At 73.8% G+C, this 15,781-nt stretch carries 11 protein-coding genes; 9 read left to right on the top strand and 2 right to left on the bottom strand.

The annotated features are described in order from the left end of the window. Positions 1 to 96: 96 nt before the first annotated feature. The 3 genes from ACIHCX_RS00665 (at position 97) to hemW (ending at position 5,465) form a co-directional block, all read left to right on the top strand. Positions 97 to 1,971, top strand: coding sequence for an AMP-dependent synthetase/ligase (locus ACIHCX_RS00665; protein ID WP_400025245.1), 1,875 nt, complete (start codon positions 97 to 99; stop codon positions 1,969 to 1,971). A 229-nt stretch (positions 1,972 to 2,200) separates the two neighbouring features. Beyond that, positions 2,201 to 4,150, top strand: coding sequence for a SpoIIE family protein phosphatase (locus ACIHCX_RS00670; protein WP_400025246.1), 1,950 nt, complete (start codon positions 2,201 to 2,203; stop codon positions 4,148 to 4,150). 82 nt (positions 4,151 to 4,232) lie between these two features. Beyond that, a complete protein-coding gene (gene hemW / locus ACIHCX_RS00675; protein ID WP_400025248.1) occupies positions 4,233 to 5,465 on the top strand; it encodes a radical SAM family heme chaperone HemW in 1,233 nt (410 codons plus the stop codon). A 60-nt stretch (positions 5,466 to 5,525) separates the two neighbouring features. Here hemW and ACIHCX_RS00680 read toward each other — a convergent pair whose 3' ends face one another. Both ACIHCX_RS00680 and ACIHCX_RS00685 read right to left on the bottom strand, forming a co-directional pair. Continuing rightward, a complete protein-coding gene (locus tag ACIHCX_RS00680; RefSeq protein WP_400025250.1) occupies positions 5,526 to 6,281 on the bottom strand; it encodes a DUF3097 domain-containing protein in 756 nt (251 codons plus the stop codon). A gap of 198 nt (positions 6,282 to 6,479) precedes the next feature. Further along, positions 6,480 to 7,211 (bottom strand): MBL fold metallo-hydrolase, encoded by a 732-nt coding sequence (locus tag ACIHCX_RS00685; RefSeq protein WP_400025252.1) that lies wholly within the window; start codon positions 7,209 to 7,211, stop codon positions 6,480 to 6,482. A gap of 257 nt (positions 7,212 to 7,468) precedes the next feature. On the opposite strand from ACIHCX_RS00685, the gene hrcA reads away from it, so the two are divergent. The 6 genes from hrcA to ACIHCX_RS00715 all read left to right on the top strand — a co-directional run bounded on the left by hrcA (position 7,469) and on the right by ACIHCX_RS00715 (position 15,646). Further along, positions 7,469 to 8,485 (top strand): heat-inducible transcriptional repressor HrcA, encoded by a 1,017-nt coding sequence (hrcA, locus tag ACIHCX_RS00690; protein ID WP_400025254.1) that lies wholly within the window; start codon positions 7,469 to 7,471, stop codon positions 8,483 to 8,485. Continuing rightward, the gene (gene dnaJ, locus ACIHCX_RS00695) at positions 8,486 to 9,625 is read left to right on the top strand and encodes a molecular chaperone DnaJ (RefSeq protein WP_400025256.1); all 1,140 of its coding nucleotides are present in this window, start codon (positions 8,486 to 8,488) and stop codon (positions 9,623 to 9,625) included. Between the two features lie 132 nt (positions 9,626 to 9,757). Next, entirely contained in the window at positions 9,758 to 10,846 is a 1,089-nt protein-coding gene (locus ACIHCX_RS00700) for a nitronate monooxygenase (protein WP_400025257.1), read from the top strand. Continuing rightward, the gene (locus ACIHCX_RS00705) at positions 10,843 to 11,583 is read left to right on the top strand and encodes a 16S rRNA (uracil(1498)-N(3))-methyltransferase (protein WP_400025258.1); all 741 of its coding nucleotides are present in this window, start codon (positions 10,843 to 10,845) and stop codon (positions 11,581 to 11,583) included. The genes ACIHCX_RS00700 and ACIHCX_RS00705 overlap by 4 nt, the downstream gene beginning before the upstream one ends. 156 nt (positions 11,584 to 11,739) lie before the next feature. Further along, positions 11,740 to 12,324 (top strand): hypothetical protein, encoded by a 585-nt coding sequence (locus tag ACIHCX_RS00710; protein ID WP_400025260.1) that lies wholly within the window; start codon positions 11,740 to 11,742, stop codon positions 12,322 to 12,324. Between the two features lie 118 nt (positions 12,325 to 12,442). Further along, positions 12,443 to 15,646: a S41 family peptidase gene (locus tag ACIHCX_RS00715; protein WP_400025261.1), complete on the top strand. Its 3,204-nt coding sequence runs from the start codon at positions 12,443 to 12,445 to the stop codon at positions 15,644 to 15,646. Positions 15,647 to 15,781: the final 135 nt, after the last annotated feature.

Raw genomic sequence — 15,781 nt, forward strand, 5'->3', positions numbered from 1 at the left:
CGTGAGTTAAGCAACAGTTCGAACCACCGAACCGCCACCCGAGAGTCACCCAGCCGCAAAGAGCCAGCCGCACTGCCGCGGGCCCCGGAGGATGTCGTGAGCGACGCACAGACCCTGATCGAGAACCGTCCGCCGTCCGTGGCGGCCCTCTTCCTGGAGCGCGTGGCGGCCACACCGGACGCCGAGGCCTACCGCTACCCCGTACCCGCGTCCTCCGGCGAGGGCCTGGACGGCTGGAAGTCGCTGAGCTGGGCGCAGACCGCCGAGCGGGTCTACGCCATCGCCGCCGGACTCGTCGAGCTGGGCGTGCGGCCGCAGGAGCGGGTCGCGCTCGCCTCCTCCACCCGTGTGGAGTGGCTGCTGGCCGACCTCGGCATCATGTGCGCGGGCGCGGCCACGACCACGGTCTACCCGCAGACCAACGCCGACGAGTCGGCCTTCATCCTCTCCGACTCCGGGAGCAGGGTGCTCGTCGCGGAGAACGCCGAGCAGCTGGCCAAGGCCGAGGAGAAGCGCGCCGAGCTGCCCGAGCTGCACCATGTCGTCGTCATCGACCCGGACGGCGTCGAGACCAGTGACCGGGTGCTCACCCTGGCCGAACTGGAGCGGCGCGGCGCCGCCCACCTGGGCGAGCACCCCGAACTGATCAAGGAGCGGGTCGGCGCGATCACCGGGGACCAGCTCGCCACCCTCATCTACACCTCCGGCACCACCGGCCGCCCCAAGGGCGTCCGGCTGCGCCACGACAACTGGTCGTACATGGCCAAGGCGATCGCCGCCACCGGCCTGGTCGGCGCCGACGACGTGCAGTACCTGTGGCTGCCGCTCGCCCATGTCTTCGGCAAGGTCCTCACCTCAGGCCAGATCGAGGTCGGGCACGTCTGTGCCGTGGACGGCCGCGTCGACAAGATCATCGAGAACCTGCCGGTCGTCCGGCCCACCTACATGGCGGCCGTGCCGCGCATCTTCGAGAAGGTCTACAACGGCGTCGCCGCCAAGGCCCGCGCGGGCGGCCCGGCCAAGTACAGGATCTTCCAGTGGGCCGCCGAGGTCGCCCGCGAGTACGCCAAGGTCACCCAGGACAACTTCAAGCGCACCGGCACTCGCTCCGCGCCCTTCCGCCTGGCCGCCCAGCACAAGGTCGCCGACGCGCTCGTCTACGCCAAGATCCGCGAGGCCTTCGGCGGCCGGCTGCGCGCCTGCGTCTCGGGCAGCGCCGCCCTGGCCCCGGAGATCGGCTACTTCTTCGCCGGCGCCGGCATCCACATCCTGGAGGGCTACGGCCTCACCGAGTCCTCCGCCGCCTCCTTCGTCAACCCCGGCGAGGCCTACCGCACCGGCACGGTCGGCAAGCCGCTGCCCGGCACCGAGGTGCGCATCGCCGAGGACGGCGAGATCCTGCTGCGCGGCCCCGGCATCATGGAGGGCTACCACAAGCTGCCCGAGAAGACCGCCGAGGTGCTGGAGGCCGACGGCTGGTTCCACACCGGCGACATCGGCGAGCTCTCCCCCGACGGCTATCTGCGCATCACCGACCGCAAGAAGGACCTCATCAAGACCTCCGGCGGCAAGTACATCGCGCCCGCCGAGGTCGAGGGGGGGTTCAAGGCGGTGTGCCCGTACGTCTCCAACATCCTCGTGCACGGCGCCGACCGGAACTTCTGCACCGCGCTGATCGCCCTCGACGAGGCCGCGATCCTGGACTGGGCCAAGGAGAACGGCCTGGAGGGCAGGTCGTACGCCGAGGTCGTCGCCGCGCCGCGGACCGTCGAGATGGTCGACGGCTACGTCAGGCAGCTCAACGAGGGCCTTCAGCGCTGGCAGACCATCAGGAAGTTCCGCCTGCTGCCGCGCGACCTCGACGTCGAGCACGGCGAGGTCACCCCGAGCCTGAAGCTGAAGCGGCCGGTGGTGGAGCGGGAGTACAAGCATCTGATCGACGAGATGTACGCGGGCGCGCGTGAGGCGTGATCGCTGAGCCGGTGCGGCCGGTGAACTCCCCGCGCGCCTCGGACGCGCGGGGAACGATCACCGAACACGTTCATCGGCGCTCGGACCTGTCCGACTTTGATCGATTCGATGGCCCAGTTCTCATGCAAGACGGCACACTTCGGTAACTCGTTGCATAGGGACGCAGTCGGTCTGTCACCCTGTCGGCATCGACCGAATCGATTCGTCCGGAGCGCCGGGGGAGCCGCAGATGGGGGCCATTCCGACACAGCGGGAGACCGTCTCCCGTGCCTCCGAGGTGCCCGCGCACGCGTCCGGCGCTCCCGCGCACGGCGCGGGCACGTGTCCGCAGGCACACGCCGCGCTGTCGGGGTGCGCCCTGGCGCCCGGCTCCGCCCGCGCACTGCTGCGCGCCGCCCTGGCCGAGTGGGCGGACCTCGGGTTCGAGATCGGCGAGCGGCTGGCCGACGACGCCCTGATCGTGGTGAGCGAGCTGGTCACCAACGCCGTCGTGCACGCGGGCACCGATGTCGAGCTGACCTGCCGGCTGGAGCCGGAGACCGGCGCCTGCGTGGTCGAGGTGGGCGACCAGCATCCCTCGCGCGCCCCCCGCGACCACGGCTCCGAGGCACCGCACGAACCCCCCGAGTACGGCCGCGGCCTGCGGCTGGTCGCCACGCTCTGCGAGGCGTGGGGCGTCACCTACCGGACCGGCGCCAAGACGGTGTGGGCACGGCTGCCCGCCGACGGCGGCACGGTGGAGGAGGTCGAGGAGGCGTACGCCGCGGACGGCGGGCTCGGCATCGCCGAGGTCCTCGCGCCCGAGCCGCAGCGCGTCGGGCGGGAGCAGGACTGGCTGGGGCGCGGCGCGCTGTCCTTCCTTGCCGAGGCCTCCGACCTGCTCGCCGGGCAGCTCGACGAGGACCTGGTCGCCTCGCTGACCGGGCAGTTGCTGGTGCCCCGGCTGGCCGACTGGTGCGCGGTGTGGCTGGAGGACGAGTCCACCGGCCGGCGGGGGCCTTCCCGCTGGAGCTCGGGCGAGGGCGGCGGAGGCTGGAGCGACGGGACCGGCGCGGCCGGGCCGCGGCTCGCCCGGGTCTGGCACGGCAGCGAGAGCCGCATCGAGGAACTGCGCCGGGCCCTGGAGAAGGACCCGCCGCGCCCCGCCGACGACCTGCGGTCCGGGCCCGCCCCCTACCCCTGGCCCGGGGAGGCCCTCGGCCCGCACGCGGGCCACGGCGAGGCGCTGGCGTACCGCCTGATCGCGGGCGGCCGTCCGCTGGGCACGCTGGTCATCGGGCGGACCGGGCTGCTCCGCTTCCCCGACGAGGTCACCGGGCTGGTCGAGGACCTCAGCCGCCGGGTCGCCCTCGCCATCGGCGCGGCCCGGCAGTACGCCCGCCAGGCCACCATCAGTGCCGTGCTCCAGCGCGGCCTGCTGCCCGGCGCGGTCGCCGAGATCCCCGGCCTGCGCAGCGCGCTGGTGTACGAGCCCTGCGACAAGGGCGGCCCCAGCGGCGACTTCTACGACCTCTTCCCGGTCGGCGACGGCCGCTGGTGCTTCGCCGTCGGCGACGTGCAGGGCAAGGGCCCCGAGGCCGCCGTCGTCATCGGGCTCGCCCGGCCCTGGCTGCGGCTGCTGGCCCGCGAGGGCTACGGCGTCGCCGACGTCCTGGACCGCCTCAACCAGCTCCTCCTCGACGACGCCACCGAGGCCGCCGACGCCGCCGCGCGCGTCCTGGTGGCGGCCGGCGGACGGACCCCGGTCCCCGGTGACACCCAGACCCGCTTCCTGTCCCTGCTGTACGGCGAGCTGACCCCCTTCGACGGCGGTGTGCGCTGCACCCTCGCCTCCGCCGGGCACCCGCTGCCGCTGGTCCTCGGGCGCGAGGGCGGTGTGCGTTCGGTGGCCCGGCCGCAGGCGCTGCTCGGGGTGATCGAGGACGAGACGTACTCCTGCGAGACCTTCGAGCTGAGGCCCGGCGACACCCTGCTGTGCGTCACCGACGGCGTCACCGAGCGGCGTTCCGGCTCCCGCCAGTTCGACGACGGCGACGGCCTCGCCATGGCCCTCGCCGGCTGCGCCGGGCTCGACGCGGAACCGATCGCCGACCGCATCCGCCGCCTCGTCCACGACTTCGGCACGGGCCCACCGGAGGACGACCTGGCCCTCCTGGTGCTCCAGGCCGAGTGCGACTAGCGGAACGCGACGGCGGCGCCCAAGGAGCCGGCCCGGCTCTCCGGACCGCGGGTTCCCTCCGGCGTGCTGGACAATGGAAGGCATGCCTTCCGCACTTCCCGATGGTGAGCCCGTTCCCGATGACGGGGCGCTGCCCGTGCAGGCGTTCGCCGGGGCGGCCGAGCGGCCCCTCGGGTTCTACCTGCACGTCCCCTACTGCGCGACCCGCTGCGGGTACTGCGACTTCAACACCTACACCGCCACCGAGCTGCGCGGCACCGGCGGGGTGCTCGCCTCCCGGGACAACTACGCCGGGACGCTGACCGACGAGGTCCGCCTCGCCCGCAAGGTCCTCGGCGACGACCCGCGCGAGGTCCGCACGGTCTTCGTCGGCGGCGGCACGCCCACGCTGCTGCCCGCCGAGGACCTGGTGCGGATGCTGGGAGCGATCCGCGACGAGTTCGGCCTCGCGGCCGACGCCGAGATCACGACGGAGGCCAACCCGGAGTCGGTCGACCCGGCCTACCTGGCCACACTCCGCGAGGGCGGCTTCAACCGGATCTCCCTCGGCATGCAGAGCGCCCGGCAGCACGTACTGAGGATCCTCGACCGCACCCACACGCCCGGCCGCCCCGAGGCCTGCGTGGCCGAGGCGCGCGCCGCCGGCTTCGAGCACGTCAACCTCGACCTGATCTACGGCACCCCCGGCGAGTCCGACGACGACTGGCGGGCCTCGCTGGACGCGGCCCTCGGCGCCGGCCCCGACCACGTCTCGGCGTACGCCCTGATCGTGGAGGAGGGCACCGGGCTCGCCCGCCGCATCCGCCGCGGGGAGGTCCCGATGACGGACGACGACGTGCACGCCGACCGCTACCTGATCGCCGAGGAGACCCTGTCCGCAGCGGGCTTCGAGTGGTACGAGGTGTCCAACTGGGCCACCTCGGAAGCCGGCCGCTGCCTGCACAACGAGCTGTACTGGCGTGGCGCCGACTGGTGGGGCGCGGGTCCCGGCGCGCACAGCCACGTGGGGGGCGTGCGCTGGTGGAACGTGAAGCATCCGGGTGCGTACGCGGCGGCCCTGGCGGCCGGCCGCTCCCCGGGCGCCGGCCGGGAACTCCTCACCGAGGAGGACCGCCGGGTGGAGCGCATCCTGCTGGAACTGCGGCTGCGGGAGGGCGTCCCGCTGGACCTGCTGCGCCCGGACGGTCTGACCGCGTCCCGGCGCGCGCTGTCCGACGGGCTGCTCCAGGAGGCGCCGTACGAGGCGGGCCGCGCCGTGCTCACCCTGCGGGGCAGGCTGCTGGCCGACGCGGTGGTGCGGGACCTCGTGGACTGAGGCGGAGGCACCCGGCGCCGGCCCCGCGGGCCCGCGAGCCCGGGAGGACCTCCGCCGTGGTTACTCGGGCTGGGCGGTGACGAAGTCGATCAGCTGCTCGACCCGGCCCAGCAGCTCCGGCTCCAGGTCCCGGTACGACCGGACGCGCGACAGGATCTGCTGCCAGGCCGCGCCCGTGTTGTCCGGCCAGCCCAGGGCGCGGCACACACCCGTCTTCCAGTCCTGGCCGCGGGGGACGCGGGGCCAGGACCCGATCCCGAGCGAGGACGGCTTCACGGCCTCCCAGACGTCGATGTACGGGTGGCCGACCACCAGGGCGTGCTCGCTGGTCACCGACTCGGCGATGCGCCACTCCTTGCTGCCGGGGACCAGGTGGTCCACGAGGACCCCGAGGCGGGCGTCCGGACCGGGCGCGAACGCCTCGACGACCGCCGGCAGGTCGTCGACGCCCTCCAGGTACTCCACGACCACGCCCTCGACGCGCAGGTCGTCGCCCCACACCTTCTCGACCAGTTCGGCGTCGTGCCGGCCCTCGACGTAGATGCGCCCGGCGCGGGCCACGCGCGCGCGTGCCTCGGGCACGGCGACCGAACCGGATGCCGTACGGGTGGGCCGTACCGGGCCGGACGACGGCCTCACCAGGGTGACCACCCGGCCCTCCAGCAGGAAGCCGCCGGGCGCGAGCGGGAACACCCGGTGCTTGCCGAAGCGGTCCTCCAGCGTCACCGTGCCCGCCTCGCAGCGGATCACCGCCCCGCAGAAGCCGGTCTCGGGCTCCTCCACCACCAGACCCGGGCCGGCGGGAACCTCCGGCACGGTCCGGGGCTTCTTCCAGGGGGGAGTGAGATCGGGTGAGTACACGCGGGGGTGCGGGCCCGAAGGGCCCTCGTTGGAAGGGCGGTGGTGGGAGACGGGTGGGCGGGGGTGCGGGCCCGAAGGGCCCTCGTCGGAAGGGCGGTGGTGGGAGACGGGTGGGCGCATTCGAGTGACGATATGGACAGGGCCCGGGTCCGATCAGCGCGACACGCCGAAGCGCGCGGCCAGCGCGTCCCGCTGGGCGCGGACGAAGGCGGTGTCCACCACCGCTCCGTGGCCGGGTACGTACAGCGCGTCCTCGCCGCCGAGGGCCAGCAGCCGGTCGAGGGCGGCGGGCCACCGGGACGGCACGGCGTCCGGACCCGCCTGGGGTTCGCCGGACTCCTCGACCAGGTCGCCGCAGAACACCACGGTCGGGTCGCCCGGCACCACCACCGCGAGGTCGTGCGGGGAGTGCGCCGCACCCATGTTCGCCAGCAGCACCTCCCGCCCGCCGCCGAGCCGGAGGGTGAGCCGGTCGCGGACCTCGCGGCCGGGCCGTACCAGGACGGCCGCCGCCTCCTCGGCCTCCCCGGCGTCCAGCCCCTGGCGCACCGCGTCCTCGCGCAGCTCCTCGCGCTCGCCGCTGTCTCCGAACACCGCGTTCGCGCCCTCGGCGGCGAAGATCTCCGCGCCGGCGAACTCCGCCGCCCCGAAGACGTGGTCGAAGTGGGCGTGGGTGAGCGCGAGATGTGTCACATCACCACCGGCGAGCGCCCGCGCCCACGCACGCAGCCGTGCGCCCTCCGCGCGGCTCGAACCCGCGTCGACCAGCAGCGCGGCGCCCTCCCCGACCACCAGCCCGGTCGTGCAGTCCCACACGGGAAGACGGCAGCGTCCGACCCCGTCCGCCAGCGGTTCCCAGCCCGGCTCTTTCCCCATCACGGTCACGGTCGCGTTGATACCACGGTCGTGGTCACGGCCACAGGGTGACGCCAAGGTCTCAAGGGGAGGGGTGACGGCAGGGCCCCAAGAGAGGCGACATCCCGGCCGATCCCGGGTGATCCCGGTCCCGACCTCGCAGGCTGTCGCGGCCCGGCCTTGCCGGGGGCGTACCCGGCGGCCGTACACTGGGCCGGGTAGAGCTGGCACTCCTATGCGCAGAGTGCCAGGCGGGTGGCCGAGGAACGACCCTGGAGGTGTGCGCGATGCTCAGCGAGCGGCGGCTTCAGGTGTTGCGCGCCATCGTCCAGGACTACGTCGGCACCGAGGAGCCGGTGGGTTCCAAGGCCCTCACCGAGCGGCACAGCCTGGGCGTCTCACCGGCCACGGTCCGCAACGACATGGCGGCCCTGGAGGACGAGGGCTTCATCGCCCAGCCGCACACCAGTGCCGGCCGTATCCCCACCGACAAGGGGTACCGCCTGTTCGTCGACAAGCTGGCCGAGGTCAAGCCGATGACCGCGCCCGAGCGGCGCGCCATTCACCACTTCCTCGACGGCGCCGTCGACCTCGACGACGTGGTGGCCCGCACGGTGCGGCTGCTCGCGCAGCTGACCCGGCAGGTCGCCGTCGTGCAGTACCCGTCGCTGACCCGTTCGACCGTGCGGCACGTGGAACTGCTGGCGCTCGCGCCCGCACGCGTGATGCTCGTGCTGATCACGGACACCGGCCGGGTCGAGCAGCGGATGATCGACTGCCCGGCGCCCTTCGGGGAGACCTCCCTGGCCGACCTGCGGGCGCGGCTGAACAGCCGGGTCGCGGGCCGCCGGTTCACGGACGTCCCGCACCTCGTCGAGGACCTGCCCGACGGCTTCGACGTCGAGGACCGGGGCACCGTCGCGACCGTGCTGTCCACCCTGCTGGAAACGCTCGTCGAGGAGAACGAGGAGCGGCTGGTCATCGGCGGCACGGCCAACCTCACCCGCTTCGCGCACGACTTCCCGCTCACGATCCGGCCCGTACTGGAGGCGCTGGAGGAGCAGGTCGTGCTGCTGAGGCTGCTCGGTGAGACGCAGAATCCGGGCATGACCGTGCGCATCGGTCACGAGAACGCCCATGAAGGACTCAACTCCACGTCCATCGTGTCGGTCGGCTACGGTTCGGGCGGCGAGGCAGTGGCCAAGCTCGGCGTGGTCGGACCGACCCGCATGGATTACCCGGGAACGATGGGAGCGGTACGCGCAGTGGCACGGTACGTCGGACAGATCCTGGCGGAGTCTTAGGTGGCCACGGACTACTACGCCGTACTCGGCGTACGCCGCGACGCGTCGCAGGACGAGATCAAGAAGGCGTTCCGCCGGCTCGCCCGCGAGCTGCACCCGGACGTCAATCCCGATCCCAAGACGCAGGAGCGGTTCAAGGAGATCAACGCCGCCTACGAGGTGCTCTCCGACCCGCAGAAGAAGCAGGTCTACGATCTCGGTGGCGACCCCCTCTCGCAGTCCGGCGGGGGCGGCGCGGGCGGCTTCGGAGCCGGCGGTTCCTTCGGGAACTTCTCCGACATCATGGACGCCTTCTTCGGCACGGCGTCGCAGCGCGGACCGCGCTCGCGCACGCGCCGGGGCCAGGACGCGATGATCCGGCTCGAGGTCGAGCTGGACGAGGCGGCCTTCGGCACCACGAAGGACATCCAGGTCGACACGGCCGTCGTCTGCAACACGTGCAGCGGCGAGGGCGCGGCCCCGGGCACCACCGCGCAGACGTGCGACATGTGCCGCGGCCGGGGTGAGGTCTCGCAGGTCACCCGGTCCTTCCTGGGCCAGGTCATGACGTCGCGCCCCTGCCCCCAGTGCCAGGGCTTCGGCACGGTGGTGCCCACCCCGTGCCCGGAGTGCGCCGGCGACGGCCGCATCCGCGCCCGCCGCACCCTGACCGTGAAGATCCCGGCCGGTGTCGACAACGGCACGCGCATCCAGCTCGCGGGTGAGGGCGAGGTCGGCCCCGGCGGCGGTCCGGCCGGTGACCTGTACGTCGAGATCCACGAGCTGCCGCACTCGACCTTCCAGCGGCGCGGCGACGACCTGCACTGCACGGTCACCATCCCGATGACCGCGGCGTCCCTCGGCACCAAGGTGCCGCTGGAGACCCTGGACGGCCTGGAGGAGGTCGACATCCGCCCGGGCACCCAGTCCGGCCAGTCGATCCCGCTGCACGGCCGGGGCGTCACGCACCTGCGCGGCGGCGGCCGGGGCGACCTCATCGTGCACGTCGAGGTCCAGACCCCGACCAAGCTCGACCCCGAGCAGGAACGCCTGCTGCGCGAGCTGTCCAAGCTGCGCGGCGAGGAACGCCCACTGGGCCAGTTCCAGCCGGGGCAGCAGGGCTTGTTCTCGCGGCTGAAGGACGCGTTCAACGGGCGCTGACGCGGGGCTGGGGTCTGCCGAGGGCCCGGGGGGTCGTCCTCCGGGCAGGTGCGGCTTGGAGGGGATTCCTCCGGCATATGCCGGAGGTCGCCCGGATGTGGACTCGTCCGGAGGACGTGACAACATGCCGTCATGTCCTCCGCACTGACCGATCTCTTCCCGCACCCGATCGTGCAGGCGCCGATGGCGGGCGGTCCCGCGGTGCCGCCGCTCGCCGCGGCGGTGTCCGATGCCGGCGGACTCGGGTTCCTCGCCGCCGGCTACAAGACCGCCGACGGCATGTACCAGGAGATCAAGCAGCTGCGCGGACTGACCGGCCGCCCCTTCGGCGTCAACGTGTTCATGCCGCAGCCGGAGAGCGCCGAGACCGCCGCCGTCGACCTCTACGCCCACCAGCTCGCCGGCGAGTCCAGCTGGTACGAGACCGAGCTCGGCGACCCGGAGTCCGGACGCGACGACGGCTACGACGCCAAGCTCGCCGTGCTCCTGGAGGACCCGGTGCCGGTGGTCTCCTTCCACTTCGGCGTGCCGGCCCACGAGGTCGTGGACTCCCTGCACCGGGTCGGCACCTTCGTCCTCGCCACCGCCACCACCGTCGAGGAGGCGCTCGCCGTGGACCGGTCGGGCGCGGACGCGGTGATCGCCCAGGGCGTGGAGGCCGGCGGCCACCAGGGCACCCACCGCGACGTGCCGGAGCAGGACGGCGCCGGGATCGGCGTGCTCTCGCTCGTCGCCCAGATCCGTGAGGCGGTCGGCCTGCCGATCATCGCCACGGGCGGCATCATGCGCGGCAGCCAGATCGCCGCCGTGCTCGCGGCGGGCGCCGGCGCGGCCCAGCTCGGCACCGCCTTCCTGGCCACCCCCGAATCCGGCGCGCACGACCGGCACAAGCAGGCGCTGACCGACCCGGTGTTCCCGCGTACGGAGCTGACCCGGGCGTTCTCCGGGCGGCCGGCCCGCGGGCTGGTCAACCGTTTCCTGCGGGAGCACGGCCCGTACGCCCCCGCCGCCTACCCGGAGGTCCACCACCTCACCGCCCCACTGCGCAAGGCGGCCGCCAAGGCGAAGGACGCGCAGGGCATGGCCCTGTGGGCGGGCCAGGGCCACCGGATGGCCCGCGACCTGCCCGCCGGGCGACTGGTGGAGGTGCTGGTCGCCGAACTCGACGAGGCACGGGCGGCGCTGGTGGCCGGACCGGCGGCAGGAGGTGACGCACGATGACCGCGCCGGTGTTCGTCGTGGACGAACTGAAGGACCTGGGCACGGAGTTCGTGCTGGACGGCCCCGAGGGGCGGCACGCGGTCTCGGTCAAGCGGCTGCGGCCGGGCGAGGACGTGGTGCTCACCGACGGCCGCGGGCGCTGGATCGAGGGCGTGGTCAAGGCCGCCGAGGGCAAGGACCGGCTGGTGATCGCGGACCTGGCGGCCCTCGTCGAGGAACCTCCGGGGGCCCCCCGCATCACCGTCGTCCAGGCCCTGCCCAAGGGCGACCGCGGTGAACTCGCCGTGGAGACCATGACCGAGGTCGGCGTGGACGCGATCGTGCCCTGGGCCGCCTCCCGCTGCATCACGCAGTGGAAGGGCGACCGCGGTCTGAAGGCGCTCGGCAAGTGGCGCTCGACCGCCCGCGAGGCCGGCAAGCAGTCCCGCAGGGCGCGCTTCCCCGAGGTCGCGGACGCGGCGACGACCAAACAGGTTGCCGCACTTCTGGCCGAAGCCGACTTCGCCGCCGTGCTCCACGAGAGCGGCGAGGAACGCCTGGCCACCGTCGAACTTCCCGCCGAGGGCGAGATCGTGCTGGTCGTCGGCCCCGAAGGCGGTGTCTCCCCCGAGGAGTTGGCGCAGTTCCGGGACGCCGGCGCGAAGGCGTACGTGCTCGGGCCCACCGTGCTGCGCACCTCGACCGCCGGCACGGCCGCGGCCGCCCTGCTGCTGGGCCGTACCGGCCGCTGGTCCTGACCGGCAGGTCACGCGCCACGACCGGCCGGCCCCACGACCGCACGCAATGCCGACCGCACGACCGACCGGTCGGCCGCACGGGCACGGTCACGCGCGGCGCGCACGTGACCGTATGCGCTCTACCGCCCCGGACGCGGCGGTGGCAGTCTGCCGTACATGGGGGCATTGAGGCGGATTCGGCACCTGGCGCGCGGGCGGCGGGTGAGGGGTGCGGCGGTGCTCGCGGTGGTCGCCGCGGGCGGGGCCGTCGCCTGTGATCCCGGCGCGCTCAGCGCCACCTCTGCGGCGTACACGACCGACAGGACGGCCACGGCGGAGCTGAACCGGCGGCACGCTCCCGTGAACTGGCTCAGCTGCACGGGCACGGACGACGGCGGCGGCCGGACACGCACGGCGGGGAATCAGGGGAGCCGGTCGCCGTCGGCGTCCGGGACCACCGTGGTCTCCGTGGACTGCCAGGGGGAGACGAAGGACGGCCGGAAGATCACCGTCACCGGGAAGGTCAACCGGGCCGTCGACGGAGCCTGTGTGCGCGGGGACCTGACCGCCAAGGTGGGCGGCAAGGTGTGGTTCCACGTGCGCGGCCTCGGCGACTGCGGCGCCACGACCCGGTCGGCGTACCGGCCGCCCGTCACCTACCGGCCCACCCACGGGCAGCCGGAGCCGGCGGTCACGGTGACCGTCACGCGCACGATCTGGTGCCAGGGCGATCCCACCTGCCGGCCCGTCCACGGCAAGTGAGGCCGCGCCGCCGCCGGTTGACGTGCGAGGATCTGTCCGACCCCTGTCCGCGGCGGCCGCCGCTGCGTAGGGTGATCACGTGACTCAGCCCGCATCGTCTTCGCCGCCCCTGTCATCCGTGTCGTCCGCCTCCGCCGCGTATCTCCGGTACCCGCATCTGCGTGGCGAGTTGGTCGCCTTCACCGCCGAGGACGACGTGTGGCTCGCGCCACTGGACGGCGGCAGGGCCTGGCGGGTCAGCGCCGACAACGTGCCGGCGAACCATCCCCGCATCTCGCCCGACGGCACCCTCGTCGCCTGGACCTCCACCCGTGACGGCGCCCCCGAGGTGCACATCTCCCCGGTCGACGGCGGCCCCGCCAAGCGGCTCACCCACTGGGGGAGCGGGAAGACCAGGGTGTGCGGCTGGACCCCCGACGGCGAGGTCCTCGCGATCAGCACCGAGGGCCAGGCGAGTCTGCGCCGCACCTGGGCGCGCGCCGTGCCGCTCGACGGCGGACCGGCCACCACCCTGCCGTACGGGCCCGTCGGCGACATCGCGTACGGCCCGCACACCGTGCTGCTGTCCGCGGGGAGCCGCGAGGCGGCCTGGTGGAAGCGGTACCGCGGCGGCACGGCGGGCAAGCTGTGGATCGACCGTGAGGACACCGGGGAGTTCGTCCGGCTGCACGAGGACCTGGACGGCAACATCGAGTACCCGCTGTGGGTGGGGGAGAGGATCGCGTTCCTCTCCGACCACGAGGGCACCGGCGCGCTGTACTCCTCCCTCGCCGACGGCTCCGACCTGCGCCGGCACACCCCGACCGGGGGCTTCTACGCCCGGCACGCCGCCACCGACGGCACCCGGGTCGTCTACACCAGCGCCGGTGAACTCTGGCTCCTCGACGACCTGGACGGCGCCGAACCGCGCCGCATCGACGTCCGGCTCGGCGGGCCGCGCGTGGACCTCCAGCCGTATCCGGTGAGCGCCTCCCACTGGTTCGGCTCGGCGTCCTCGGACCACACGGCGCGCGGCAGCGCGGTCGCCGTGCGCGGCGCCGTCCACTGGGTCACCCACCGCTCCGGCCCCGCCCGCGCGCTCGCCGCCGAGTCCGGCGTACGCACCCGGCTGCCGCGCACCTTCCGTGCCGAGGGCGAGGAGTGGGTGGTGTGGGTGACGGACGCCGAGGGCGAGGACGCCCTGGAGTTCGCGCCCGCCACCGGCCTGGCGCCCGGCGCGACCCCGCGCCGGCTGGGTGCCGGACAGCTCGGCCGCGTCCTGGAACTCGCCCCCGCCCCCGACGGCAGCCGCGTGGCCGTCGCCTCCCACGACGGCCGGCTGCTGCTCGTCGAACGCGACAGCGGCGAGGTGCGCGAGGTCGACCGCAGCGAGGACGGGGACGTCAGCGGCCTCGCCTTCTCCCCCGACTCCGCCTGGCTGGCCTGGTCGCACCCCGGCCCGCTGCCGCTCAGCCAGCTCCGCCTGGCCAACACCACCGACCTGTCGGTCACCGAGGCGACCCCGCTGCGCTTCAGGGACCACGCGCCCGCGTTCACCTTCGACGGCAAGCACCTCGCCTTCCTCTCCCACCGCTCCTTCGACCCGGTCTACGACGAGCACGTCTTCGACATGGCGTTCGTCGAGAGCTCCCGCCCGCACCTGATCACGCTCGCCGCGGCGACCCCCTCGCCGTTCGGCCCGCAGCGCCACGGACGGCCCTTCGAGGCGCCCGACAAGGAGGAGACCCCGGACAGCGAGGGCGTCCCGACGACCCGGATCGACCTGGAGGGCCTGGCCGACCGCATCGTGCCGTTCCCGGTCGAGGCCGCCCGCTACTCCGACCTGCGCGCCGCCAAGGACGGCGTGCTCTGGCTCAGGCACCCGGTGCGCGGAGTCCTCGGCACCTCCCGCGCCACACCCGACGACCCCGACCCGAAGACCGAGCTGGAGCGCTACGACCTTCTCCAGCAGCGCCTCGAGTCCCTCGCCGCCGACGCCGAACACTTCGCGGTCAGCGGCGACGGCAAGCGGGTCCTGCTGTGGACGGACGGCAAGTTCAAGGTCGTGCCCAGCGACCGGCGCGCCTCCGGCGACGAGGACAGCGACACCAACATCACCGTCGACCTCGGCCGGGTCCGGCAGACCGTCGACCCGGCCGCCGAGTGGCGGCAGATGTACGAGGAGACCGGCCGCATCATGCGGGACCACTACTGGCGGCCGGACATGAACGGCGTCGACTGGGACGGCGTCCTCGACCGCTACCGGCCCGTCCTGGACCGGATCGCCACCCACGACGACCTGGTCGACCTGCTGTGGGAGGTGCACGGCGAACTGGGCACTTCGCACGCCTACGTCATGCCGTCCGGTGGCCTCGGGCACGACGGCACCCGGCAGGGGCAGCTCGGCGCGGACATCTCCCGGCACGAGGACGGAAGTTGGCGCATCGACCGGATCCTGCCCTCGGAGACCTCCGACCCCAACGCGCGCAGCCCGCTCGCCGCGCCCGGTGTCGCGGTGCGCGCCGGGGACGCGATCGTCGCGGTCGGCGGCCGGCCGGTCGACCCGGTGACGGGCCCCGGACCGCTGCTGGTCGGTACCGCGGACAAGCCGGTCGAACTCACCGTCCTGCCGGCCGGCGGGGGCGACCCGCGGCACGCGGTCGTGGTTCCCGTCGCCGACGAGGAACCCCTGCGCTACCACGCGTGGGTGGCCGACCGCCGGGCCTACGTCCACGAGCGGTCCGGCGGTCGCCTCGGCTACTTCCACATACCGGACATGATGGGGGCCGGCTGGGCACAGATCCACCGCGACCTGCGCGTCGAGATGGCCCGCGAGGGACTCGTCGTGGACATCCGGGAGAACCGCGGCGGCCACACCTCCCAGCTCGTGGTGGAGAAGCTGGCCCGGCGGATCGTCGGCTGGGACCAGCCGCGCGGCATGCGGGCGTACAGCTACCCGCTGGACGCGCCCCGCGGCCCGGTCGTCGCCGTCGCCAACGAGTTCTCCGGCTCCGACGGCGACATCGTCAACGCGGCGATCAAGGCGCTGGGCATCGGGCCGGTCGTCGGCACCCGCACCTGGGGCGGCGTGATCGGCATCGACAGCCGCTACCACCTGGTCGACGGCACGCTGATCACCCAGCCCAAGTACGCGTTCTGGCTCGAGGGTTACGGGTGGGGCGTGGAGAACCACGGGGTGGACCCGGACGTCGAGGTGGCGCAGCGCCCGCAGGACCACGCGGCGGGCCACGACGCCCAGTTGGACGAGGCGATCCGGATCGCACTGGAGGCGCTGCAGGAGACGCCGGCCAAGACCCCGCCGTCCCTGCCGTCCCTGCCGTGACCGTCCGGGGTGCGGGGGGCGCGGCCCCCCGCCCCCCCCGGGGGGGGCCCCCCGGGGGGCCCCCCCCCCCCCCCCCCCCAACCCCGCGGGGGGCGCCCCGCCGGGCCCGGGGCCCCCCCCGCGCCAGCCGGGTAT

Origin of the sequence: Streptomyces sp. NPDC052043, from assembly GCF_044548235.1 — a bacterium.
Classification (GTDB): Bacteria; Actinomycetota; Actinomycetes; order Streptomycetales; family Streptomycetaceae; genus Streptomyces.